Below are 23454 nucleotides of genomic sequence, written 5' to 3'. Positions count from 1 at the left end.
TGTTATTTTTAGTCACCACAAAAAGATCGCAGCCTGCGCCAGCTCCTACAGGTAAAACTTGATCCCGTGTAGGAGCTGCCGCAGGCTGCGATCTTTTGATTTTTCCTAAAGCGCGAACAGTTCTGCAGGCAATTTCATCAAACAATCACTCCCCGCCTCAATCGCCGCTCGATGCGCCGCCGTACGCGGCAGCAAGCGCTTGAAGTAGAACTCGCAGGTCGCCAACTTCCCGCGCAGGTAATCCCCCTCACCCTCGCCAGCATCCAGTTGCGCCTGCGCCACCAATGCCATTCGCAGCCACAGATAGCCGAGGATGATGTAGCCGCTGTACATCAAGTAATCCACCGACGCGGCGCCCACCTCATCCGGATTCTTCATCGCCGCCACACCGATCTGCATGGTCAGCTCGCCCCACTGCTGATTCAGACCATCGAGCTGCGCGACAAACTGACCCAACTGTGGATGCCCGGCGTTGGCCGCGCAGAACTTGTGCACGATCTTGGTAAAGCCGCGCAGCAACTTCCCTTGACTGCCGAGCACCTTGCGCCCGAGCAGATCCAGCGCCTGAATGCCGTTGGTGCCTTCGTAAATCGGCGCAATTCGGCAGTCACGCACCAGTTGCTCCATACCCCACTCGCGGATGAATCCGTGGCCGCCAAACACCTGCATGCCGTGGTTGGTCACTTCGAGGCCGGTGTCGGTCATGAACGCTTTGCAGATTGGCGTGAGGAACGCCAACAAGTCTTCGGCGTCCTGCCGCGCCTCGGCGTCGCTGCTCAGGTGCGCGACATCCAGCAGTTGCGCGGTGAAGTAGGTCAGTGCGCGATTGCCTTCGTTGAAGGCTTTCATGGTCAGCAGCATGCGCCGCACGTCGGGGTGGACGATGATCGGATCGGCCGGTTTGTCCGGGGCTTTGGCGCCGGTCAGGGCGCGCATCTGCAAGCGGTCGTTGGCGTACTTGATCGCACCCTGGAAGCTCGCCTCGCCCAGACATAAACCCTGCATGCCAGTGCCGAGCCGCGCGTGGTTCATCATGGTGAACATGCAGTTGAGGCCCTTGTTCGGCTCGCCAATCAAAAAGCCCTTGGCGCCGTCGAAGTTCAGCACGCAAGTTGCCGAGGCCTTGATGCCCATTTTGTGTTCGATCGAGCCACAGGAAACGCCATTGCGTTCACCCGCTTCGCCCGCAGAGTCGGGCAAGAATTTCGGCACGATGAATAGCGAGATCCCTTTGGTCCCCGCCGGCGCATCCGGCAGTTTGGCCAACACCAAGTGGATGATGTTGTCGCTCAGATCGTGTTCGCCGGCGGAGATGAAAATCTTGCTGCCGGAGATCACGTAACTGCCGTCAGCCTGCGGCACGGCGCGGGTTTTGATGATGCCCAGATCGGTGCCGCAATGGGCTTCGGTCAGGCACATGGTGCCGGTCCAGTCGCCGGCCGTGAGCTTGTTCAGGTAAGTGTTTTTCTGTTCCTCGGTGCCGTGGGCGTGGATCGCCGACATCGCGCCGTGGGTCAGGCCCGGATACATGCCCCATGAGGTATTACTGGAGCCGATCATTTCGCTGATGACCAATCCCAGCGAACTCGGCAGCCCCTGGCCGCCATACATCGGATCCGCCGCCAGACCGTGCCAGCCGCCTTCGACATATTGTGCGAAAGCCTGCTTGAAGCCTGTAGGCGTTGTCACCACGCCATTGTCGAAATGGCAGCCCTCTTCGTCGCCGCTGCGATTGAGCGGGGCCAGAACGTTCTCACAGAACTTCGCGCCCTCGTCGAGGATCGCGTTGATCATGTCCGGGCTGGCGTCGTGAGCGCCGAGGGCGGCGTAGTTGGCGTGGAAGTCGAAGACGTGGTCGATCAGAAAACGCATGTCGCGCAGCGGGGCTTTGTACTCGGGCATGGTGCTTCTCCGTCAGCAGATTGCTTCAACCTACTGCCGGCCACCACGCCCCACAATTACTCTCCAGACGCTGAATGCGCTGTCATCACTCAACCCGCAGCGCTGTCCATGCGCACCGCGCCACGGCGATTCTGACCGTACGCGACGACGCAGTTTCGCCCTGCACCCTTGGCGCTGTAGAGCGCTTCGTCGGCAGATTTCAGGACCTGCTCGGGGTTGCGCTGCTCCAGCCGTTCGGCGACGCCGATGCTCACCGTCACCGACACACTCGATGCCCCGGAACCGGCGCGGCGCTGGCGCCCCTGCTGGTCATCATTCGGCCGGTTTTCCTGATTTCGCAGTTGAATGCTGTAGGAGGCAATCGACTCGCGGATGACTTCAAGATGCGGCATGCACTCCTCGAGGGTTTTGCCTGCGAACACCAAGGCGAATTCCTCACCGCCATAGCGATAAGCCCTACCGCCACCACTGATTTTCGACAGTTTGCTGGCGACCAGACGCAGCACCTGGTCACCGACATCGTGGCCGTGGGTGTCGTTGAATTTCTTGAAGTGATCGACGTCGCTCATCGCCAGAACGTAGTTGCGGCCAAGGCGCTGCATGCGCTCGTTGAGTGCGCGACGGCCCGGCAGACCGGTCAGCTCATCGCGGAAGGCCATTTGATAGGCTTCGTGGGCAACGGCTGCGGCAATCATCAGCATCACCTGGCTGCACATGATGTTCAGGGTGAACGGCAAGATGAAGGTCTTCGGCAGCATCCAGAACACGCCGAGCAACCCGACCAACTGAGCGGCATGCAGTGGACGCGGATTGCGCCAGTACTGCCAGGCCAGCAACAGGAATGCCGAGATGAACACCGGATACGACAGCTGAATCAGGCTCATCCACGCGCCGTGCAGCGCCGGCCAGCGAATCTCCGAGAGCCACATCAGCAGCGCCTGTGGGTAACTTTGCTCAATCCCCAGCGCCACGCTGCCGAACGCCAGCAGCACGGCGAAGCGCGCGACCATGTCCTGAAACAGATGCGTGCGTTCCTGCCACGCCGCGAACAGACCGAACAACAGCGGCAGCAGCAGACAGACGAGGTGGAACACCACGGCAGCGTCCTCGCGAACCTTGCCGTTGTCGCGGTAATAGTCGGTCTGGGTGTCGAGCAGGAAGTAGGCGATGTACACCGTGACCATCAGAAACAGTTCGCGCTGGCGTCGGTAAACGGCGCAGTACGCACCGCCGAGTAACAGCACCAAGGTCGGCAACACGTTGAACAGCGATGTGAAAAACACGCTGAGGTCTTTGACGTACGCAGCCGCCAGCCCCGCGAGCAACAACAGCAGTGAGGGTAAAAAATGGCTGAAACGTACGGCGGAAGAACGCGGCAAGGGGTAAAGCTCCGACCCGGCAAAAGATGGCATTGTGCATGCATTTTGAGCAGTTAAGCACATCGGATGTGACGCAGGTCACATCGCAGCCTCTTTAACGGCAGGAATTCGACTTTTCTTAGCGTTTCATCTGGGAATATTTGGCGTGGAGGCCAATCGCTATCCAGGGCGCATAAAAAAACCGCTGCCCCTTTCGGAAGCAGCGGTTTTTCAGCGACTGCGCTGGGGCTTAGTAGCCCAGTGCGAAGTCTTCTTCTTTCATGTCCATCAGGTTGTTGGCGCCCGACAGCATGGTAGCCACGTGCGTACGGGTACGCGGCAGGATGCGCTGGAAGTAGAAGCGCGCGGTTTGCAGCTTGGCAGTGTAGAACGCTGCGTCGCCGGTGCCCGCTGCCAGTTTCTCGGCTGCCAGACGTGCCATGTCAGCCCAGAAGTAAGCCAGGCAGGCATAACCGGAGTACATCAGGTAATCCACAGAGGCCGCGCCGACTTCTTCGCGGTCTTTCATGGCGGCCATACCGACCTTCATGGTCAGCTCGCCCCACTCTTTGTTCAGTGCAGCCAGCGGCGTGACGAACTCTTGAACAGCTTCGTTGCCTTCGTTGGTCTGGCAGAACTTGTGGACGATCTTGGTGAAGCTCTTCAGAGCCTCGCCTTGGGTCATCAGCACTTTACGGCCCAGCAGGTCGAGTGCCTGGATGCCAGTGGTGCCTTCGTACAGCATCGAAATGCGGCTGTCGCGAACGTTCTGCTCCATGCCCCACTCGGCGATGAAGCCGTGGCCGCCGTAGATTTGCACGCCGTGGTTAGCCGATTCGAAACCGACTTCAGTCATGAAGGCTTTAGCGATTGGCGTCATAAAGGCCAACAGTGCGTCGGCTTTCTTCTTCTCTTCTTCGTCCACGCCGTATTTGACGATGTCGACCTGCTTGGCGGTGAAGTACACCATCGCACGGTTGCCTTCGGCGAACGCCTTCATGGTCAACAGCATGCGGCGTACATCCGGGTGCACGATGATCGGGTCAGCGGCTTTTTCCGGCGCTTTCGGGCCAGTCAGCGAACGCATTTGCAGACGGTCGCGAGCGTATTTCAGGCCACCCTGGAAGCCGATTTCGGCGTGGGCCAGACCCTGCAGCGCAGTACCCAGACGAGCGGTGTTCATAAAGGTGAACATGCAGTTCAGACCTTTGTTCGCCGGGCCGATCAGGTAACCGGTAGCGCCGTCGAAGTTCATCACGCAAGTGGCGTTGCCGTGGATGCCCATTTTGTGTTCGAGCGAGCCACAGGTCACGGCATTGCGTGCGCCGACGGTGCCATCTTCGTTCGGCATGAACTTCGGCACGATGAACAGCGAGATACCTTTGGTGCCGGCAGGTGCGTCCGGCAGGCGGGCCAGTACGATGTGGACGATGTTGTCGGCCATGTCGTGTTCACCGGCCGAGATGAAGATCTTGGTGCCGGAGACTTTGTAGGAACCGTCGGCCTGAGGTTCGGCCTTGGTGCGCAGCATGCCCAGGTCGGTGCCGCAGTGCGGCTCGGTCAGGCACATGGTGCCGGTCCATTCGCCGGAGACCAGTTTGGTCAGATAGGCTTCTTGCTGCTCAGGGGTGCCGTGCTCGGAGATGGTGTTCATCGCACCGTGCGACAGGCCTGGGTACATGCCCCACGACCAGTTGGCTTCGCCAACCATTTCGCTGACCGCCAGACCCAGCGACTCAGGCAGACCCTGACCACCGTGCTCGACGTCATGCGCCAGGCTCGGCCAGCCGCCTTCGACGAATTGCTTGTACGCCTCTTTGAAGCCAGTCGGGGTTTTCACGCCGGACTCGCTCCAGGTGCAGCCTTCGATGTCGCCCACGCGGTTCAGCGGCGCCAATACCTGTTCACAAAACTTGGCGCCTTCTTCGAGAATGGCGTCAACCATGTCCGGAGTTGCGTCCGCGCAAGCCGGAAGGCTCTGATAGTGCGCTTCGTAGCCGAGCAGTTCGTCACGTACGAAGCGAATATCACGCAAGGGGGCCTTGTAGTCAGGCATAGCGATAAACCTCTGCTGATGTAACCGGGAATGAACGACCGCATTGATTTGTTGTGACGGTCAAACAGTTGTTTGAAACATACGTTTACGCCGAAATCTTGTCAAGCATCGATCTTTTGCCGTTCGTCATCGAACGCCCTGAATGCCGCACACATCAGCGCGCCATGCACCCGAGCGAGTCATGCAGGATCAGCAAAAGATTAGTTGAGGCAGAAGGACTTACAACGAAAAACGCCGCGAATAATCGCGGCGTCTGGCAATGCGGGGATACAAAAAATCAGGCGTAGGTATCGATCAACGTACCCAGCACTTCGTCGGATGCCTTGGCGACTTTAACGCCCAGCTCCGCTTGAATCTTGCCCAGAGCCATATCGACCACGCTGCTGGCGAGGTCCGATTGCTGCGCGCGATCCACACCACGCAAGCGATCGATCTGCACGTCCGAAGACTGACTCGTCACCGAACGCTCGATGGTGTTGTTGGCGATCTGGCTGGCGGCCTGATCGACGCGGTTCTGCCCACTCTGAATGCTGCTCAGACCGGCATAAAAAGCTGTGTTACCTGAGATTTCCATAAGAGCTCTCGTCCTTGGGAAGGATCAATGACGGCCATTGAACCAGAGCCGCCAGAAAAACACCCGTCAAAAACACTAATGGCACAGTGCCTTGCCATAGGCAAAATCAGTCGAGCAGATCCAGTTGTAAATGCTCAGCAACCGATTCTGCGCTGACAGCCTTGAGTTTCGGCACCCGCCCCAGACACGGAGCAGGAATCCGCTCAGCCAGAGTCGCCAGATTTTCCTCCAACCGCGAAGTCTTCGGATCGATGATATTCGCCACCCACCCGGCCAATTGCAGCCCGTCACGCGCGATCGCCTCGGCCGTCAGCAACGCATGGCTGATACACCCCAGCCGCACGCCAACCACCAGAATCACCGGCAATCGCAGCGCAATCGCCAGATCCGACAGATTGTCCTGGTCGGCCAACGGCACCCGCCAACCACCCGCGCCTTCGATCAGCGTGAAGTCAGCATTCAGCGCCAGAATCTCGCGCATCGGCGCCAGCAACGATTGCACAGTCAGCGCCACACCCGCCTCGCGCGCCGCCAGATGCGGGGCGATGGCCGGTTCGAACGCTACCGGATTGACCTGTTGATAAGTCAGCGGCACCGAGCACTCGGCCAGCAAGGCCAACGCATCCGAGTTGCGCAGCCCTTTCGGCGTGACGACGCAACCCGACGCCACCGGCTTACCCGCCGCCGTACTCAACCCGGCCGAGCGCGCAGCGTGCAGCAGACCGGCAGCGACAGTGGTCTTGCCGACGTCGGTGTCAGTCCCGGTGATGAAATAGGCTGCGCTCATAACGGTTTCTCCAACACGGCGTAGACCACTTGATAAGTCGCCGGCAATCCAGCTGGCTGGCGGAACTGCTCGTAAGCCTCGACCAGCCCGAGAATCCGCGCCCGCCCGGTCAACCCGCCCGGCCGCCCCGGATTGAGATTGTGCGCGCCCAACGCCTTCAACTCATGCGTCAGGTTGCGCACGTCCGGGTAATGCAGCACATGCGGCTGATTCTCCAGACTCACTGTGCGCAAGCCACTGGCCGCGCACAATTGCTCATAACGGGCAAACTCGCGGAAACGGTTTACATGCACCATGCCATCGACCTGACGCCAGCTATCGCGCAATTCGTACAGCGTTCCTGTACAGAGACTAGCAAACGCGAAAATCCCCCCTGGCTTCAGCACGCGAAAGGCTTCGCTGAGCACCGATTCAAAGTCCGCACACCACTGCACCGCGAGGCTGGAGAAGATCAGATCGCAGGTCGCATCCTGCAACGGCAAATGCTCGGCATCGCCGGCTATAAAATGTGTCGCGCCACCCAACGGCCGCGCGTGATTGAGCATGCCTTCGGCGATGTCCAGCGCCAGGCCTTGATCGCCGAAGAAACGCTCGGCCAAAGCGCGAGTGAAATACCCGGTGCCGCAGCCCAGATCCAGCCAACGCGACGGGACAAAATCCACCGGCAAGCGATTGAGCAATTGCCCACCGACATCCCGCTGCAACTCGGCGACGCTGTCGTAACTGGCCGCCGCACGGGAAAACGACGCCGCCACCTGACGCTTGTCAGGCAAGGCGCCGGGCAGCGCAGCAAGAGACAAATCAGTCATTACCACTCTCATGTAGAAAAGCCTGGATCGCACCCGCCACTCCATGCGGGTCTTCCAGAAGAAACGCATGGCTGGCCTGTTCGATCAGACCGACCTCGATATCAGCAATAAACGCGAACAACTTACCCGCCGCCTCGGCCGGCACCAGTCCATCCAGCCCGCCGAACAGATGCAGTTGCGGCCCGCGAAACCCCTGCAATGCTTCGCGCGTGTCGATTTGCGCGAGCAATTCCAGCCCGGCCATCAACGCACTCGACGAGGTATTCGGCGCCGCGCCGAGCAGCAGCCGCGACAACCCACGCGAGTCCGCAGCACCTTGCGCGCACAGCAGGGAAAAACGCTTGAGAGTCATCTTCGGATCGGCCTGGCAACTGGCGAGAAACGCGTCAAACGTCTCCCCCGCCATCGCACTCGGCCATTGCTCATGGGCGACAAACGAAGGATTGCTCGCCAGCGTCAGCACACCGCAGCAGCGCTCGCCACGACGCGCCGCCAGTTCGGATGCGAGCATGCCGCCCAACGACCAGCCACCGAGCCACACGTCCTGCGGGATGCGCTCGTCGAGTTCATCAAGCCAATCCGACAGATCACTGGGCTCGAGCTCCGGCAACGGCTCGATCTCGACATTCAGATGCTCGTCGAGCCCGCGCAACGCAGCCGCCAGCGGTTCCAGCGGCGAAACCCCGAGGCCCCAGCCGGGCAGCAGAATCAGACGATCACGCATGGTCGAGCTCCGATTTGAGCAGGGCAAAACAATCGGCCAGTCCATTCAACAATAGCTGCACCTGCGCCTCGCTGTGGGCAGCGGTCAGGGTCACACGCAGGCGTGCGCTGCCAGCCGGAACCGTCGGTGGACGAATCGCCGTGACCATCAATCCACGCTCACGCAACATCTGCGACAGACGCATGGCGCGCCCGGCATCGCCAATCATGATCGGCTGGATCGGCGTGAAGCTGTCCATCAACTCCAGGCCGATCTGCTCGGCACCCTGGCGGAACTGGCGGATCAAAACCTGCAAATGCTCACGGCGCCAATGTTCAGTGCGCAGCAGCTCCAGGCTTTTCAGCGTCGCACAGGCCAGTGCCGGTGGCTGACTGGTGGTGTAGATGTATGGGCGGGCGAACTGGATCAGGCTTTCGATCAGTTCTTCACTGCCGGCGACAAACGCACCGGCCGTGCCAAAAGCTTTGCCGAGGGTGCCGACCAGCACCGGCACATCGTCCTGACTCAAGCCGAAATGCTCGACGATACCGCCGCCGTTCGCCCCCAACGGGCCGAAGCCATGCGCGTCATCGACCATCAACCACGCGCCTTTGGCCTTGGCTGCGCGGGCCAGCGCTGGCAAATCGGCAAGGTCGCCGTCCATGCTGAACACGCCGTCGGTGACCACCAGCGTGTTGCCAGTAGCTTTCTCCAGACGCTTGGCCAGACTCTCGGCGTCGTTGTGCAGATAACGATTGAAACGCGCTCCCGATAGCAAACCGGCATCCAGCAACGAAGCGTGATTCAGGCGATCTTCCAGCACCGTATCGCCCTGCCCGACCAGCGCCGTGACCGCGCCGAGGTTGGCCATGTATCCGGTAGTAAACAGCAGCGCACGCGGCCGTCCGGTGAGATCAGCCAAGGCTTCTTCCAGCTCGTGATGCGGGCCACTGTGGCCGATCACCAGATGCGACGCGCCACCACCTACGCCCCACTTCGAAGCCCCGGCGCGCCAGGCTTCGATCACTTGCGGGTGATTGGCCAGGCCGAGGTAATCGTTGTTGCAGAACGCCAATAAAGGCTGACTATCGACCACCACTTCCGGCCCTTGCGGGCTTTCAAGCAGCGGTCGCTGGCGATAAAGATTATCCGCACGACGTGCAGCCAGGCGTGCGGCGAGATCGAAAGACATGCTGGCCTCAGACCGCAGCGTTATAGAACTGCTCGCTGCTCTTCTGCTCCACCAGCGCTTGCTCGATGGCGGCCTGATGCACTTCGTCCGCATGCTCTTCGCGCGCTTCCGGCTGGATGCCCAGACGCGCAAACAGTTGCATGTCCTTGTCAGCCTGCGGGTTGGCGGTGGTCAGCAGTTTGTCGCCGTAGAAAATCGAGTTGGCACCGGCGAAGAACGCCAAGGCCTGCATTTGTTCGTTCATCGCTTCGCGGCCAGCGGACAGGCGCACGTGGGACTGCGGCATGAGAATGCGGGCCACGGCGAGCATGCGGATGAAGTCAAACGGATCGACGTCCTCGGCATTTTCCAACGGCGTGCCGGCAACTTTCACCAGCATGTTGATCGGCACCGATTCCGGATGCTCCGGCAGGTTGGCCAACTGGATCAGCAGATTGGCGCGGTCATCCAGCGACTCGCCCATGCCAAGAATGCCACCGGAGCAGATTTTCATCCCCGACTCACGTACGTAGGCCAGCGTTTGCAGGCGCTCGCTGTAAGTACGAGTGGTGATGATGCTGCCGTAGAACTCCGGCGACGTGTCGAGGTTGTGGTTGTAGTAATCAAGACCGGCCTTGGCCAGCGCTTCGGTCTGATCCTGATCGAGGCGGCCGAGGGTCATGCAGGTTTCCAGACCCAGGGCTTTCACGCCTTCGACCATTTTCAGCACGTACGGCATGTCTTTGGCCGAAGGATGTTTCCACGCCGCGCCCATGCAGAAACGCGTCGAACCGATGGCCTTGGCGCGCGCAGCCTCCTCGAGGACTTTCTGCACTTCCATCAGTTTTTCTTTTTCCAGCCCGGTGTTGTAGTGACCGGACTGCGGACAATATTTGCAATCTTCCGGGCAGGCGCCGGTTTTGATCGACAGCAGCGTCGAGACTTGCACGCGGTTGGCGTCGAAGTGCGCGCGGTGCACGGTCTGGGCCTGGAACAGCAAGTCGTTGAATGGCTGTACGAAAAGGGCTTTGACTTCAGCCAAAGACCAGTCGTGACGCAGGGTGGCAGAGGTGCTGGCGCTCATGGGCGATTCCTTGGTTATGCTTGGCAAGTGCAGGTGGATAAGGAATAACCACAAGCACGACACGGATGTTCGGCATATTTAAGGAAGAGTCATGCGCTGTCAACCACACCACACAGGACAGGTTTACATCTGTTTAAAAAACACACAACAATGTTTGCTTTGCGATGAACCTGCAGAGGCGCATACGCCAATCTGCATGGCCTGCGAAACCGACCTGCCCTGGCTTGGCGATCAATGCATCACTTGCGCCCTGCCGCTGCCCGGGTCCGGCCTGACCTGTGGCGGCTGCCTGAAAGATCCGCCAGCATTCGAGCAAGTCGCTGTGCCGTGGATGTATGGCTTTCCCGTGGACAGTCTGATCACGCGCTTCAAGCACAACGCAAAATGGCCGTTTGGCCGCCTGCTCGCCGACGTTCTCGGGCAATTCCTGCAACATCGCTTCGAAGAAGATTTACCGCGTCCGGATGCATTACTGCCGGTGCCATTGGCCACCAAGCGTCTGCGCCAACGTGGTTTCAATCAAGCAGCGTTGCTCGCGCGCTGGCTCGGGCAACAGCTCGATCTGCCCTGCGACGAAACCATTCTGCGGCGCATTCACGACACCAGCGCTCAACAAGATCTCAACGCCAAGGCGCGCAAATTCAATCTGCGCAATGCCTTCACCCTGACGCCCGACGCCAATGTGCAGGGTCGACATTTCGCCTTGGTCGACGACGTACTGACCACCGGCGCCACTGCGCAAGCACTCGCGCGCCTGTTGCGCGCTGCAGGTGCCGCGCGGGTCGACGTCTATTGCCTGGCGCGCACGCCCAAACCCGGTGAATTGGCCTGACTTGACTCAAGCGTCGCAAGCGGCCAACTTCCTCCCCCATCAACCGAGTTCAAAGCACCCACCATGTCCCTGCCCACCTTATTGTCCCAGCACATCGTCCGCCGCCCGCAGCGCATCGCCCTGCTGCAACACATCGCCGAACAGGGCTCGATCACTCGCGCCGCAAAAAGCGCCGGTCTGAGTTACAAGGCTGCGTGGGATGCCATTGATGAGCTGAACAATCTCGCGCAAAAACCGTTGGTGGAACGGGTGGTCGGCGGCAAAGGTGGCGGTGGCGCCAGATTGTCGGCTGAGGGCGAACGCGTGCTGCGCCTGTACCAGAAACTGCAAGCCTTGCAGGCGCAGGTGCTGGAAGCCGCTGAAGATGCCAGCGACCTCGATTTGCTCGGACGGTTGATGCTCAGAACCAGCGCACGCAATCAACTGCACGGCAAAGTCGTGGCGATTGAAACTCAGGGCCGTAACGATCTGATCCGTCTGGAACTGGCCGAGGGCCTGTGCATTGATGCGCAGATCACTCACGACAGCACCGTGCATCTGGAGCTGCAAGCGGGCATCGAAGTGGTCGCGCTGATCAAGGCTGGCTGGCTGGAGTTGCTCGCTGTATCTGAGGAGCCCACGGCTGGCCACAATCTGCTGATCGGGCGCATCGAAGCGATCCTCGACGCCGAGGACGGCCCCAGCGAAGTGCGTATCGCCCTACCGAACGGGCAGACCCTCTGCGCACTCGCCGAACTACAGGATTTGCGTACGCGCGGGCTGACCCTCGAACAACCGGTGCAGGTGCAGTTCTCACCCTCCAACGTGCTGCTCGGCACACCGCTCTGACCGCACTGCAACGAAAGCGTCATCGTCGCGCATTAAGGTGGCACCCAAAACCATGCAGGGAGCCTGATGTGAGCCTATTAGAAGAAAACCAATCGACTGACCTGGAAAAAATGGTCGGCCTCAGCCGTCGCGGTTTCATCAGCGCTGGCGCGTTGTGCGGTGCCGCAATGTTCCTTGGTGGCAACCTGTTGAGCCGTAGCGTACTGGCCGCCAGCGTCAGCGCCGGCAACAGCCGTCTGCTGGGTTTCGACAGCATCGCCGCCGCCACCACTGACACCATCACGTTGCCCAAGGGCTACAAATCTTCGGTGCTGATCAGCTGGGGCCAACCGCTGCAAAAGAACGGCCCGGCGTTCGACCCGAGCGGCAACGGCACCGCGACCGCACAGGAAGTGCAGTTCGGCGACAACAACGACGGCATGAGCCTGTTCGAATTCCCCGGCGAAAAAAACCGCGCGTTGATGGCGATCAACAACGAATACACCAACTATCGCTACCTCTACCCGCACGGCGGCATGCCGCAGTCGGCCGAAGATGTGCGCAAGGCACTGGCCTGTGAAGGCGTGTCGGTGATCGAAGTGCAGCGCAGGAATGGCCAGTGGCAATTCGTGCAGGGCTCGCGCTACAACCGCCGCATCCACGGTAACTCGCCGCTGCGCATCAGTGGCCCGGCCGCTGGCCACGATCTGATGAAAACCAGCGCCGACAAACACGGCAAGAAAGTCCTCGGCACGTTCCAGAACTGCGCCAACGGCAAGACGCCGTGGGGCACTTATCTGACGTGCGAAGAGAATTTCACCGATTGCTTCGGCAGCAGCAACGCCCAGCAGCAATTCGACGCGGCGCAGAAACGCTACGGCGTCTCGGTCGCCAGCCGCGAGATCAACTGGCACCCTCACGATCCGCGTTTCGACATGGCCAAGAACCCCAACGAACTCAACCGTCACGGCTGGGTGGTCGAGATCGACCCGTTCGATCCGCAATCGACCCCGGTCAAACGCACCGCGCTGGGCCGCTTCAAACATGAAAACGCCGCACTGGCCGAGACCGATGACGGTCGCGCCGTGGTGTACATGGGCGACGACGAGCGTGGCGAGTTCATCTACAAGTTCATCAGCCGCGACCGCATCAACCACCGCAACGCCAAGGCCAATCGCGATCTGCTCGACCATGGCACGCTGTACGTGGCCAAGTTCGACAATGGCGACAGCAACCCCGATCACCCGAAAGGCCAGGGCCAGTGGATCGAACTGACCCACGGCAAGAACGGCATCGACGCCAGCAGCGGTTTCGCCGATCAGGGCGAAGTGCTGATCCATGCGCGCCTCGCCGCCAGTGTGGTGGGCGCCACGCGCATGGACCGCCCGGAGTGGATCGTGGTCAGCCCGAAGGACGGCCAGGTTTATTGCACCCTGACCAACAACGCCAAGCGCGGCGAAGACGGCCAGCCGGTCGGTGGCCCGAACCCGCGCGAGAAAAACGTCTACGGGCAGATCCTGCGCTGGCGCACTGACCGCGACGATCACGCGTCGAAGACGTTTGCCTGGGATCTGTTCGTGGTCGCGGGTAACCCGGGCGTGCATGCCGGAACGCCGAAGGGTGGCTCGAAGAACATCACCCCGCAGAATATGTTCAACAGCCCGGATGGTTTGGGCTTCGACAAGGCCGGGCGCTTGTGGATTCTGACTGACGGCGATTCGAGCAATGCCGGGGACTTTGCCGGAATGGGCAACAATCAGATGCTTTGCGCGGATCCTGCGACTGGTGAGATTCGCCGGTTCATGGTCGGGCCGGTGGGTTGTGAAGTCACCGGGATCAGCTTTTCGCCGGATTACAAGACGCTGTTTGTCGGGATTCAGCATCCGGGGGAAAACGGTGGATCGACCTTTCCTGAGCATCTGCCGAATGGCAAGCCGCGCTCTTCGGTGATGGCGATTTCCCGTGAGGATGGCGGGATCGTCGGCGCCTGACCGGTCCTCATCGCTGGCAAGCCAGCTCCCACAAGGTCTTGCGCTAATTTCAAACTAGCGGAGAAACCTGTGGGAGCTGGCTTGCCAGCGATAGCGTCAGCACAGACACGAACCCCCTAACTGCCTGCCATCTGCGCTACCATGCCGGGCCGGACGCGGCAGCCTGCTGCGCGCAGGAGTCAGCATGGCCCATCCGTTTGAAACCCTTACCCCAGATCTCGTGCTCGATGCCGTTGAAAGCATCGGCTTCCTGAGTGACGCACGCATTCTGGCGCTCAACAGCTACGAAAACCGCGTCTACCAGGTCGGCATCGAAGACTCCGAACCGCTGATCGCCAAGTTCTATCGTCCGCAGCGCTGGACCACCGACGCCATTCTGGAAGAACACAAGTTCACCTTCGAACTGGCCGACGTCGACATTCCGGTGGTGGCGCCACTGATTCACAACGGTGAAACCCTGCACGAGCACGCCGGTTTTCGTTTCACCCTGTTTCCGCGTCGCGGTGGCCGCGCGCCGGAGCCGGGCAATCTCGATCAGTTGTATCGCCTCGGCCAGTTGCTCGGGCGCATTCACGCGGTCGGCGCGACCCGCCCGTTCGAACACCGCGAAGCGCTCGCCGTGCAGAATTTCGGGCATGCCTCACTGAACACGTTGCTCGAAGGCAATTTCATCCCCAAGAGCCTGCTGCCGGCTTACGAGTCGGTTGCCCGCGATCTGCTCAAGCGCGTTGAAGACGTCTACGCCAACACCCCGCACCAGAACATCCGCATGCACGGCGATTGCCACCCCGGCAACATGATGTGCCGCGACGAGATGTTCCACATCGTCGACCTCGACGACTGCCGGATGGGCCCTGCCGTGCAGGACATCTGGATGATGCTCGCCGGTGACCGTCAGGAATGCCTCGGGCAGCTGTCGGAGTTGATGGACGGCTACAACGAATTTCACGATTTCGATCCGCGTGAACTGGCGTTGATCGAGCCGCTGCGTGCGCTGCGGCTGATGCACTACAGCGCATGGCTGGCGCGCCGTTGGGATGACCCGGCGTTCCCGCACAGCTTTCCGTGGTTTGGGACCGAACGCTATTGGGGCGATCAGGTGCTGGCGTTGCGTGAGCAGCTTTCGGCGCTCAATGAAGAACCGCTGAAACTGTTTTAATTTTCAAGATCAAAAGATCGCAGCCTGCGGCAACTCCTACATTGAAACCGTAGGAGCTGCCGCAGGCTGCGATCTTTTTGTTTTCTGACACGACACATCTATACAACCTCCTTACAATCGCTGCTTTGTTAGCTGCCTAAGCAAGGATTCTGCATGCAAGCCGCCAACCCGCGTCGCGGGTACATTCTGGGCCTGAGTGCCTACATCATCTGGGGCCTGTTCCCGCTCTATTTCAAAGCCATCGCCGAAGTGCCGGCGGTAGAAATCATCATCCACCGCGTACTCTGGTCGGCACTGTTTGGCGCGCTGTTGCTGATGGTGTGGAAGCATCCGGGCTGGTGGAGAGAGCTGCGAGAGAACCCGCAACGTCTGGCTGTTCTTGCGCTGAGCGGCACCTTGATTGCGGCCAACTGGCTGACTTACGTCTGGTCGGTGAACAACGGGCGCATGCTCGAAGCGAGCCTCGGTTACTACATCAATCCGCTGGTCAACGTGTTGCTGGGGATGTTGATCCTCGGCGAACGCCTGCGCCGGATGCAGTGGATCGCGGTAGGCCTGGCGGCGGTCGGCGTGGCGCAGCAAGTGTGGCAGGTCGGCAGTCTGCCGTGGGTGTCGCTGGTGCTGGCGCTGACGTTTGGTTTCTACGGTTTGATCCGCAAGCAGGCGCCGGTCAAGGCGTTGCCCGGGTTAGTCGTCGAAACCTGGATGTTGGTGCCGATTGCCGTGGCGTGGTTACTGTTCAACCCGAGTGCCACCAGTGCGCAGGCTGAATTCTGGACCACCTCCGAAGCGTGGTGGCTGGTCGCCGCTGGCCCGGTGACTCTCGTGCCGCTGGTGTGCTTCAACGCCGCAACGCGGCACTTGCCCTACACCACCATCGGCTTCCTGCAATACCTGGCACCGACTTTGGTACTGCTGCAAGCCGTGCTGCTGTTCGATGAGCATTTGTCGTCCAGCACACTGGTCGCATTCATCTTTATCTGGGCCGGTCTCGCGGTGTACAGCGTCGATGCGTGGATAAGTTTGCGCCGCCGCAGCTGATCAAAAAACGCACAAACCATTGTAGGCCACGTTATTCCTGGCCTGCAGCGTTTCACCCCAAGGTTATCCACAGCGTGATCCCCGGCGATTGTGCGCAAGTCGTTGAATGCTGGCGGTTTTTTGATCAATCCTCGCCAGGCCACGGCGGACGTGGCCTGGCGACTGGTCTCTACAGGTTATCCACAGGCAGGTGCACGTTAAAACTGGATAACCTGATCCTTGCTAAACCTCGGTGCGCAGCACCAATTCCACCATCAGATCATCAGCCAGGGTTTCCAGGCGCGCTTGCAGCACGTCCAGCGACAGCGTCAGCGGCACCGCCAGAATCGCCTCGGCGTGGAACAGCGGCTCGCTGCTCATCGGCGCAGGGCGCACTTCGGTGACCAATCGTTCGAGATTGACGCCCTGCTCACTCAGCAGCCGGGTGATATCGCGCACGATCCCCGGACGGTCATTGCCCACCAACTCCATGGCGATCGGTTTCCAGGTGCAGGATTGTTCGATGCCGCTCTCGGCAATCAGCACGCGGATGCCATGCGCCGACAGCGCTTGTAAGGCATCGACTAATTCGTCGTAAGCCTCCGCCGGTACGCCGACTCGAAGAATCCCGGCGAACTGCCCGGCCATCCGCGACATGCGACTCTCCAGCCAGTTGCCGCCATGTTCGGCGATGCATTGGGCGATGCGCTCGACCTGCCCCGGCTTGTCCGGAGCGAAGACCGTGAGTACGAGATGATCCATGGCGCAGCCCTCTTGTCATGACTTTTGTTATAGAAGGATGAGTATAGGCAAGCGTTCGGCGCGCGGCCGCAGACGCGTGAAATCACGAATCGTGTACAACTTTTTATATTTAACTGGAACAATCCATTGGTTTTTTGAGAACATCCCGTTCCGCGCCGTGACCGCAATGCGTCATGGGGTCGCAGAACGACGTTATTAGTCTGATTTTCACAACCGCAACTCATCATGTAGTATGCCGCAGCAAGCACTACATAACGCCGGATCGATGTCTGCCCAAGGCACATTCGCAACCCTGAAAGCCCCGTCAGAAGGCCCTCAAGCCGTTGATTGGACCTAGCCCAGCCGCCAGCAATGGCATGCACTGGTCGAGGGGTTTGTGGTTTAAATGGCCAGAGGCTTCATTGTCAAAATTGAAGAGCTGAAAAGCGCAACAGCTGAGCAGAGTGAGGCAAGCAATGACTGAACACGTTCAAGTCGGTGGCCTGCAGGTCGCCAAAGTCCTGTTCGACTTCGTGAACAACGAAGCCATTCCCGGTACCGGCCTCACCGCCGAGAAATTCTGGGAAGGTGCCGACAAGGTCATTCACGACCTGGCGCCAAAGAACAAAGCCCTACTCGCCAAACGCGATGACTTCCAGGCACGGGTCGACGGCTGGCACCAATCCCGTGCCGGTCAGCCACACGACGCCGCGGCCTACAAAGCCTTCCTGCAAGAGATCGGTTATCTGCTGCCAGAAGCGGCTGATTTCCAGGCAACCACGAAAAACGTCGATGACGAAATCGCCCGCACCGCCGGCCCGCAACTGGTCGTACCGGTAATGAATGCACGCTTCGCCCTGAATGCTTCGAATGCCCGCTGGGGTTCGTTGTACGACGCGCTCTACGGCACCGACGCGATCAGCGAAGACGGTGGCGCGGAAAAGGGCAAAGGCTACAACAAGGTTCGCGGCGACAAAGTCATCGCTTTCGCCCGTGCCTTCCTCGACGAAGCCGCGCCATTGGCTGCCGGCTCGCACGTTGATTCCACCGCTTACAAAATCGCTGACGGCAAACTGGTTGTAACCCTTAAGGGCGGCAGCAACAGCGGCCTGCGCAACGACGCTCAGTTGATCGGTTTCCAGGGCGACGTAAATGCCCCGATTGCGATCCTGCTGAAAAACAACGGCCTGCATTTCGAAATCCAGATCGACGCCAGCACCCCGGTCGGCCAGACCGACGCTGCCGGCGTCAAAGACATCCTGATGGAAGCGGCGCTGACCACCATCATGGACTGCGAAGACTCCGTGGCCGCCGTCGATGCCGACGACAAAGTGGTGATCTACCGCAACTGGCTCGGCCTGATGAAGGGCGATCTGGCGGAATCCGTTTCCAAGGGCGGCCAGACTTTCACCCGCACCATGAACCCGGACCGCACTTATACCGCCGTCGATGGCAGTGAAGTGACCCTGCACGGCCGTTCGTTGTTGTTCGTGCGCAACGTTGGCCATCTGATGACCATCGACGCGATCCTCGACAAGCACGGCAACGAAGTGCCGGAAGGCATCCTCGACGGTCTGATCACTTGCCTCGCGGCCATGCACAACCTCAACGGCAACACCTCGCGCAAGAACACCCGTACCGGCTCGGTCTATATCGTCAAACCGAAAATGCACGGCCCGGAAGAAGCGGCGTTCACCAACGAGTTGTTCGGCCGCATCGAAGACGTGCTCGGCCTCAAGCGCAACACCCTGAAAGTCGGGATCATGGACGAGGAGCGCCGCACCACGGTCAACCTCAAGGCGTGCATCCAGGCCGCCAGCGAGCGCGTGGTGTTCATCAACACCGGTTTCCTCGACCGCACCGGCGACGAAATCCACACCTCCATGGAAGCCGGGCCGATGGTGCGCAAGGCTGACATGAAGGCTGAGAAATGGATCGGCGCCTATGAGAACTGGAACGTCGATATCGGTCTGAGTACCGGCCTGCAAGGTCGTGCACAAATCGGTAAAGGCATGTGGGCCATGCCCGATCTGATGGCCGCGATGCTTGAACAGAAAATCGCGCATCCATTGGCCGGCGCCAACACCGCCTGGGTTCCATCGCCGACCGCCGCCGCGCTGCACGCGCTGCATTACCACAAGGTTGACGTATTCGCGCGTCAGGCCGAACTGGCCAAACGTGCGCGCGCATCGGTCGATGACATCCTGACCATCCCGTTGGCGGTCAACCCGAACTGGACGCCAGAGCAGATCAAGCACGAACTGGACAACAACGCCCAGGGCATTCTCGGTTACGTGGTGCGCTGGATCGACCAGGGCGTCGGTTGCTCGAAAGTGCCGGACATCAATGACATCGGCCTGATGGAAGACCGTGCGACGCTGCGGATCTCCAGCCAGCACATCGCCAACTGGCTGCGCCACGGCATTGTGACCGAAGCGCAAGTGATGGAAAGCCTCAAGCGCATGGCGCCGGTGGTCGATAGGCAGAATGCCAACGATCCGCTGTACCGTCCGCTGGCACCGAACTTCGACAGCAACATTGCCTTCCAGGCGGCGGTCGAACTGGTGGTTGAAGGCACCAAACAACCGAACGGTTATACCGAGCCGGTGTTGCATCGTCGGCGTCGTGAGTTCAAGGCTGCCAACGGCTTGTAACTTGCGCTGATGCCGGACACGAAAAAGCCCTGACCTTGCGGATCAGGGCTTTTTTGTGGAGAAGCACAATCAAAAGATCGCAGCCTTCGGCAGCTCCTACAGGTGATCCCATGTAGGAGCTGCCGAAGGCTGCGATCTTTTGATCTTCAATTTCAGGGTTCGATGCCCAACTCATGCTTGACCAACTCGAGCAACTTCACCGTATCAATCGGCTTCAACATAAAATCCACCACACTCAAATGCATCGCCGCGATCGCATCCTTCACATCCGCATCGCCCGAGACAATGATGATCGGCAGCGCCGCTCGCACCGACTCACGCACTTCACGAACCAACTCCAGCCCACCAATATTGCCCATGCGCAAATCAGTGATCACCAAACCGATTGAAGGCTTCTCGGCCAACATCTTGAGCGCGGTCTCGCCACTGGCTGCCGTCATGCAGCGAATACCGTCCAACGCCAGAATCTCCGCCAGCAACTCGCGAGCGTCCTTGTCATCATCGACAATCAGGACCCGCTGCGGCGGCAGGTCGGGCTCCAGCATGACGGCGCTGAGCGCAGCACGCTCGGCGTCGCTCAAAATATCGTGGTCGGACATGGCGTTCTCTAAATAACCAATTCAATCCCCTAGCACAGTGGTCAGACATCGCTAAGCAGAGCTTCAATGTGCACTTCGTCGGATAATTTTCCAAGGGGCTGAACTGGAGAATTTCCGACTGCGCGCGTAGGGCATCTCCGAAAACTACTCGGCGGTACCCCCGACCTAGACTTACGTCCAATGGGCACCCCGCTCGATGGGGCCGACCATGGCTGCAACGATCGGACAACAATAATTCGAAAAAGACTGCGGTAATGGTTATGAGTAAAGCGGACGCCTTCACCCAGGCAGGGAAAACCGCGGTATTGCAGAACATTCAGGGCACTTTGCAATTCCTTCAGCGCTTCCCGCCGTTCAATCAGATGGAACATGCCCACCTCGCCTATCTGGTGGAGCAATGCCAGATGCGCTTCTACGGCCAGGGCGAGAGCATCATCAAACCCGGCGACGGCCCGGTCGAGCACTTCTATATCGTCAAACAGGGCCGGGTGGTCGGCGAACGTCCGCACACCGCCAAGGGCGGAAACGAAACCACTTTCGAGATCACCACCGGCGAATGCTTTCCGCTCGCTGCATTGCTTGGCGAACGTGCGACTCGGACTGAGCATCTGGCCGGTGAAGACACCTTCTGCCTGCAACTGAACAAACTGGCGTTCATCAAACTGTTCGCGCTGTCCAACAGCTTTCGCGACTTCGCCTTGCGCGGGGTCAGCAGCCTGCTCGATCAGGTCAATCAGCAAGTTCAGCAGAAAGCCGTGGAAACCCTCGGCACTCAATACTCGCTGAACACCCGTCTCGGCGAATTGGCCATGCGTCATCCCGTGACGTGCAGCCCGGATACGCCGCTGCGTGAAGCGGTGAAGCTGATGCACGAGCAGCAGGTCGGCAGCATTGTCGCAGTGGATGAAAATAAAGCGCCGCTGGGGATATTCACTCTGCGCGATTTGCGGCATGTGGTGGCTGAAGGCGTTGGCGATTTCAACCAGCCGATTGAACGCCACATGACCCATGCGCCGTTCTACCTGACACCGGATCACAGCGCGTTCGATGCGGCGATTGCCATGACCGAGCGGCACATCGCGCATGTGTGTCTGGTCAAGGACCAACGCCTGTGCGGTGTGGTCTCCGAGCGGGATCTGTTCTCGCTGCAACGGATTGACCTGGTGCATCTGGCACGGACCATTCGCAGTGCGCAACGGCTTGAACAATTGGTAGCCCTGCGCGGTGAAATCGGCCAACTGGTCGAGCGCATGCTCGCGCACGGCGCGTCTTCGACGCAGATCACCCATATCATCACCCTGCTCAACGACCACACCGTGTGCCGCGTGATCGAACTGACCCTCGCGGAAAAAGGCGACCCCGGCGTGGCATTCAGTTGGTTGGTTTTCGGCAGCGAAGGCCGGCGCGAGCAAACGCTGCACACCGATCAGGACAACGGTATTCTGTTTGAAGCGCGGGACGCGGCGCATGCGGCCGAGATACGCGGCAAGCTGCTGCCGATTGCCCAGCAGATCAACCAGAGCCTGGCGCAGTGCGGCTTCACCCTGTGCAAGGGCAATGTCATGGCCGGCAACCCCGAGCTGTGTCTGTCGCGCGCGGAATGGGCGCGACGTTTTTCGGCGTTTATCCGCGAGGCGACGCCGGAGAACCTGCTGGCCTCGAGCATCTATTTCGACCTGCGCGTGGTCTGGGGTGACGAGCAAGGCTGCGCGCAACTGCGGCGTGGCATTCTCGATCAGGTCGGCGACAACCGCCTGTTCCAACGCATGATGGCCGACAATGCGCTGCGCAATCGCCCGCCGGTTGGGCGTTTCCGCGAGTTCGTGTTGACGCGCAAGAACGGCGATAAAGCCACCATGGATCTGAAGACGCAGGGTCTGACGCCGTTTGTCGACGGCGCACGCTTGCTCGCACTGGCGAACGGCATCGACGCCAACAACACCCTCGAACGCTTCCGCCAACTGGTGGATAAACAGGTCATCGAAAAACTCGACGGCGCGGCGTATGAAGAGGCTTACCACTTCATCCAGCAGACGCGTATGCAGCAACATCAATTGCAGACTCGGGAAAACCTGCCGTACTCGAACCGCGTCGATCCCGACAGCCTCAATCATCTGGACCGACGCATCCTGCGCGAATCTTTGCGTCAGGCCCAACGCCTGCAGAGCAGCCTTACTTTGCGGTATCAACTGTGAGCCTGTTTTCCTGGCTGCGCCCGGCCGGCCCGGTGGTGGCGCAAGACCTGCAAAAACGACTGACGCAATTGCCAGTGATCAGCGGCTTGAGTGATTGCAGTCTGCGCGAACAGCGCTGGGTGGTGCTGGATCTGGAAACCACCGGGTTGAACCTGAACAAGGATCGGGTGCTGTCGATTGGCGCGGTGGTGATCGAGGACGGTGCGATTGATTTCAGTCAGCAGTTTGAACGGACTTTGCAATGTCATGAGTTGAAGCTCAGCCCGAGCGTGTTGATCCACGGGTTGGGGCCGAATGCAATTGCTGCCGGGAGCGAACCGGCAGAGGCGCTGGTTGAGTTGCTGGAGTTTATTGGCGACAGCCCGGTGCTGGCGTTTCATGCGCCGTTTGATCAGCACATGCTTGGGCGCGCGGTGAAGGAGCATCTGGGACACAAGTTGCAGCAGGTGTTTCTCGATGTGGCGGATATTGCCCCACTGGTTTGTCCGCAGGCGCAGATTCGTGAGGCAGGGCTGGATGAGTGGATTGAGTGGTTCAGGCTGGAGGTGTTCGAGCGGCATAACGCGAGTGCGGATGCGCTGGCGACGGCTGAACTGGCTTTGATTCTGTTTAATCGGGCTCGGCAGCAGCAGATTTTCAGTCCGCTGGCGTTGCAGCAGCGGTTGAGCCAGTGGAAACGCCGGCGGGAGGCACCTTCGTTTTAGGTCAAAAGAAACCCTCACCCCAACCCTCCCGAAACGTCGGACCGCCCAGAGGTAGAGGGAGCCGATTGGGGGATGCTTCAGAAATACGTCGACCTGAACGTTCTTTACCGAATCCATAATCGCCTCGGCCTTTCAGGTCGATGTATAGCGCAAGACACCTCGGTCGGCCCCCTCTCCCGGAGGGAGAGGGCTGGGGTGAGGGTCCGCCTTCGGGCACCACCCGACCAGTGGCCAATTGCTAACCATTCCCACCTCTGCCAGAATCGCGAACAATTCTCGTTGGTTAACATTTCCCAATCGGTGCGTCT

General features: G+C 59.9%; 19 protein-coding genes. 8 read left to right on the top strand and 11 right to left on the bottom strand.

Annotated features, from left to right (window positions below):
- Window positions 1-105: 105 nt before the first annotated feature.
- The 9 genes from ACOI8A_RS14810 to bioB all read right to left on the bottom strand — a co-directional run bounded on the left by ACOI8A_RS14810 (window position 106) and on the right by bioB (window position 10444).
- Window positions 106-1902: an acyl-CoA dehydrogenase C-terminal domain-containing protein gene (locus tag ACOI8A_RS14810; RefSeq protein ID WP_420647233.1), complete on the bottom strand. Its 1797-nt coding sequence runs from the start codon at window positions 1900-1902 to the stop codon at window positions 106-108.
- Between the two features lie 89 nt (window positions 1903-1991).
- The gene (locus ACOI8A_RS14805) at window positions 1992-3281 is read right to left on the bottom strand and encodes a GGDEF domain-containing protein (RefSeq protein ID WP_420647234.1); all 1290 of its coding nucleotides are present in this window, start codon (window positions 3279-3281) and stop codon (window positions 1992-1994) included.
- 229 nt (window positions 3282-3510) lie between these two features.
- Entirely contained in the window at window positions 3511-5316 is a 1806-nt protein-coding gene (locus ACOI8A_RS14800) for a phenylacyl-CoA dehydrogenase (RefSeq protein WP_420647235.1), read from the bottom strand.
- A gap of 277 nt (window positions 5317-5593) precedes the next feature.
- Window positions 5594-5890, bottom strand: a complete 297-nt coding sequence (locus ACOI8A_RS14795; RefSeq protein ID WP_420647236.1) for a pyrroloquinoline quinone biosynthesis protein PqqE — start codon at window positions 5888-5890, stop codon at window positions 5594-5596.
- Window positions 5891-5996: 106 nt separating this feature from the next.
- On the bottom strand, window positions 5997-6677 hold the full coding sequence (bioD, locus tag ACOI8A_RS14790; protein WP_420647237.1) for a dethiobiotin synthase: 681 nt from the start codon (window positions 6675-6677) through the stop codon (window positions 5997-5999).
- The gene (gene bioC / locus ACOI8A_RS14785; protein ID WP_420647238.1) at window positions 6674-7486 is read right to left on the bottom strand and encodes a malonyl-ACP O-methyltransferase BioC; all 813 of its coding nucleotides are present in this window, start codon (window positions 7484-7486) and stop codon (window positions 6674-6676) included. The genes bioD and bioC overlap by 4 nt, the downstream gene beginning before the upstream one ends.
- Window positions 7479-8210 (bottom strand): alpha/beta fold hydrolase, encoded by a 732-nt coding sequence (locus ACOI8A_RS14780; RefSeq protein WP_420647239.1) that lies wholly within the window; start codon window positions 8208-8210, stop codon window positions 7479-7481. Before ACOI8A_RS14780 ends, bioC begins: the two co-directional genes overlap by 8 nt.
- Complete coding sequence (bioF, locus tag ACOI8A_RS14775) at window positions 8203-9381, bottom strand: 8-amino-7-oxononanoate synthase (protein ID WP_420647240.1); 1179 nt, start codon at window positions 9379-9381, stop codon at window positions 8203-8205. The genes ACOI8A_RS14780 and bioF overlap by 8 nt, the downstream gene beginning before the upstream one ends.
- A gap of 7 nt (window positions 9382-9388) precedes the next feature.
- The gene (gene bioB / locus ACOI8A_RS14770; RefSeq protein ID WP_420647241.1) at window positions 9389-10444 is read right to left on the bottom strand and encodes a biotin synthase BioB; all 1056 of its coding nucleotides are present in this window, start codon (window positions 10442-10444) and stop codon (window positions 9389-9391) included.
- A gap of 91 nt (window positions 10445-10535) precedes the next feature.
- Between bioB and ACOI8A_RS14765 the strand changes: the two genes are divergently transcribed.
- The 5 genes from ACOI8A_RS14765 to rarD all read left to right on the top strand — a co-directional run bounded on the left by ACOI8A_RS14765 (window position 10536) and on the right by rarD (window position 16274).
- Entirely contained in the window at window positions 10536-11276 is a 741-nt protein-coding gene (locus tag ACOI8A_RS14765; RefSeq protein WP_420647242.1) for a ComF family protein, read from the top strand.
- A gap of 63 nt (window positions 11277-11339) precedes the next feature.
- Window positions 11340-12104 (top strand): TOBE domain-containing protein, encoded by a 765-nt coding sequence (locus tag ACOI8A_RS14760; protein ID WP_420647243.1) that lies wholly within the window; start codon window positions 11340-11342, stop codon window positions 12102-12104.
- Between the two features lie 68 nt (window positions 12105-12172).
- Window positions 12173-14074 (top strand): PhoX family protein, encoded by a 1902-nt coding sequence (locus ACOI8A_RS14755; RefSeq protein WP_420647244.1) that lies wholly within the window; start codon window positions 12173-12175, stop codon window positions 14072-14074.
- Window positions 14075-14258: 184 nt separating this feature from the next.
- Window positions 14259-15233, top strand: a complete 975-nt coding sequence (locus ACOI8A_RS14750; RefSeq protein ID WP_420647245.1) for a serine/threonine protein kinase — start codon at window positions 14259-14261, stop codon at window positions 15231-15233.
- A 153-nt stretch (window positions 15234-15386) separates the two neighbouring features.
- Window positions 15387-16274 (top strand): EamA family transporter RarD, encoded by an 888-nt coding sequence (gene rarD, locus ACOI8A_RS14745; protein ID WP_420647246.1) that lies wholly within the window; start codon window positions 15387-15389, stop codon window positions 16272-16274.
- Window positions 16275-16496: 222 nt separating this feature from the next.
- On the opposite strand, the gene ACOI8A_RS14740 is transcribed toward rarD, so the two are convergent.
- Window positions 16497-17015 carry a glycine cleavage system protein R gene (locus ACOI8A_RS14740; protein WP_420647247.1) on the bottom strand — a complete coding sequence of 173 codons (519 nt, stop codon included), beginning with the start codon at window positions 17013-17015 and terminating at the stop codon, window positions 16497-16499.
- A 455-nt stretch (window positions 17016-17470) separates the two neighbouring features.
- Between ACOI8A_RS14740 and ACOI8A_RS14735 the strand changes: the two genes are divergently transcribed.
- Window positions 17471-19648 (top strand): malate synthase G, encoded by a 2178-nt coding sequence (locus ACOI8A_RS14735; protein WP_420651470.1) that lies wholly within the window; start codon window positions 17471-17473, stop codon window positions 19646-19648.
- Between the two features lie 152 nt (window positions 19649-19800).
- Here ACOI8A_RS14735 and ACOI8A_RS14730 read toward each other — a convergent pair whose 3' ends face one another.
- Window positions 19801-20247, bottom strand: coding sequence for a response regulator (locus ACOI8A_RS14730; protein ID WP_420647249.1), 447 nt, complete (start codon window positions 20245-20247; stop codon window positions 19801-19803).
- Window positions 20248-20501: 254 nt separating this feature from the next.
- Between ACOI8A_RS14730 and ACOI8A_RS14725 the strand changes: the two genes are divergently transcribed.
- A complete protein-coding gene (locus tag ACOI8A_RS14725) occupies window positions 20502-22442 on the top strand; it encodes a putative nucleotidyltransferase substrate binding domain-containing protein (RefSeq protein ID WP_420647250.1) in 1941 nt (646 codons plus the stop codon).
- Window positions 22439-23146 (top strand): PolC-type DNA polymerase III, encoded by a 708-nt coding sequence (locus tag ACOI8A_RS14720; protein WP_420647251.1) that lies wholly within the window; start codon window positions 22439-22441, stop codon window positions 23144-23146. Before ACOI8A_RS14725 ends, ACOI8A_RS14720 begins: the two co-directional genes overlap by 4 nt.
- Window positions 23147-23454: the final 308 nt, after the last annotated feature.

Origin of the sequence: Pseudomonas sp. P4795, from assembly GCF_048822895.1 — a bacterium.
In the GTDB taxonomy this organism is placed as follows: Bacteria; Pseudomonadota; Gammaproteobacteria; order Pseudomonadales; family Pseudomonadaceae; genus Aquipseudomonas.
Note: the sequence above shows the minus strand (reverse complement) of the source record. Positions and strands in the feature narration are given on the sequence as shown.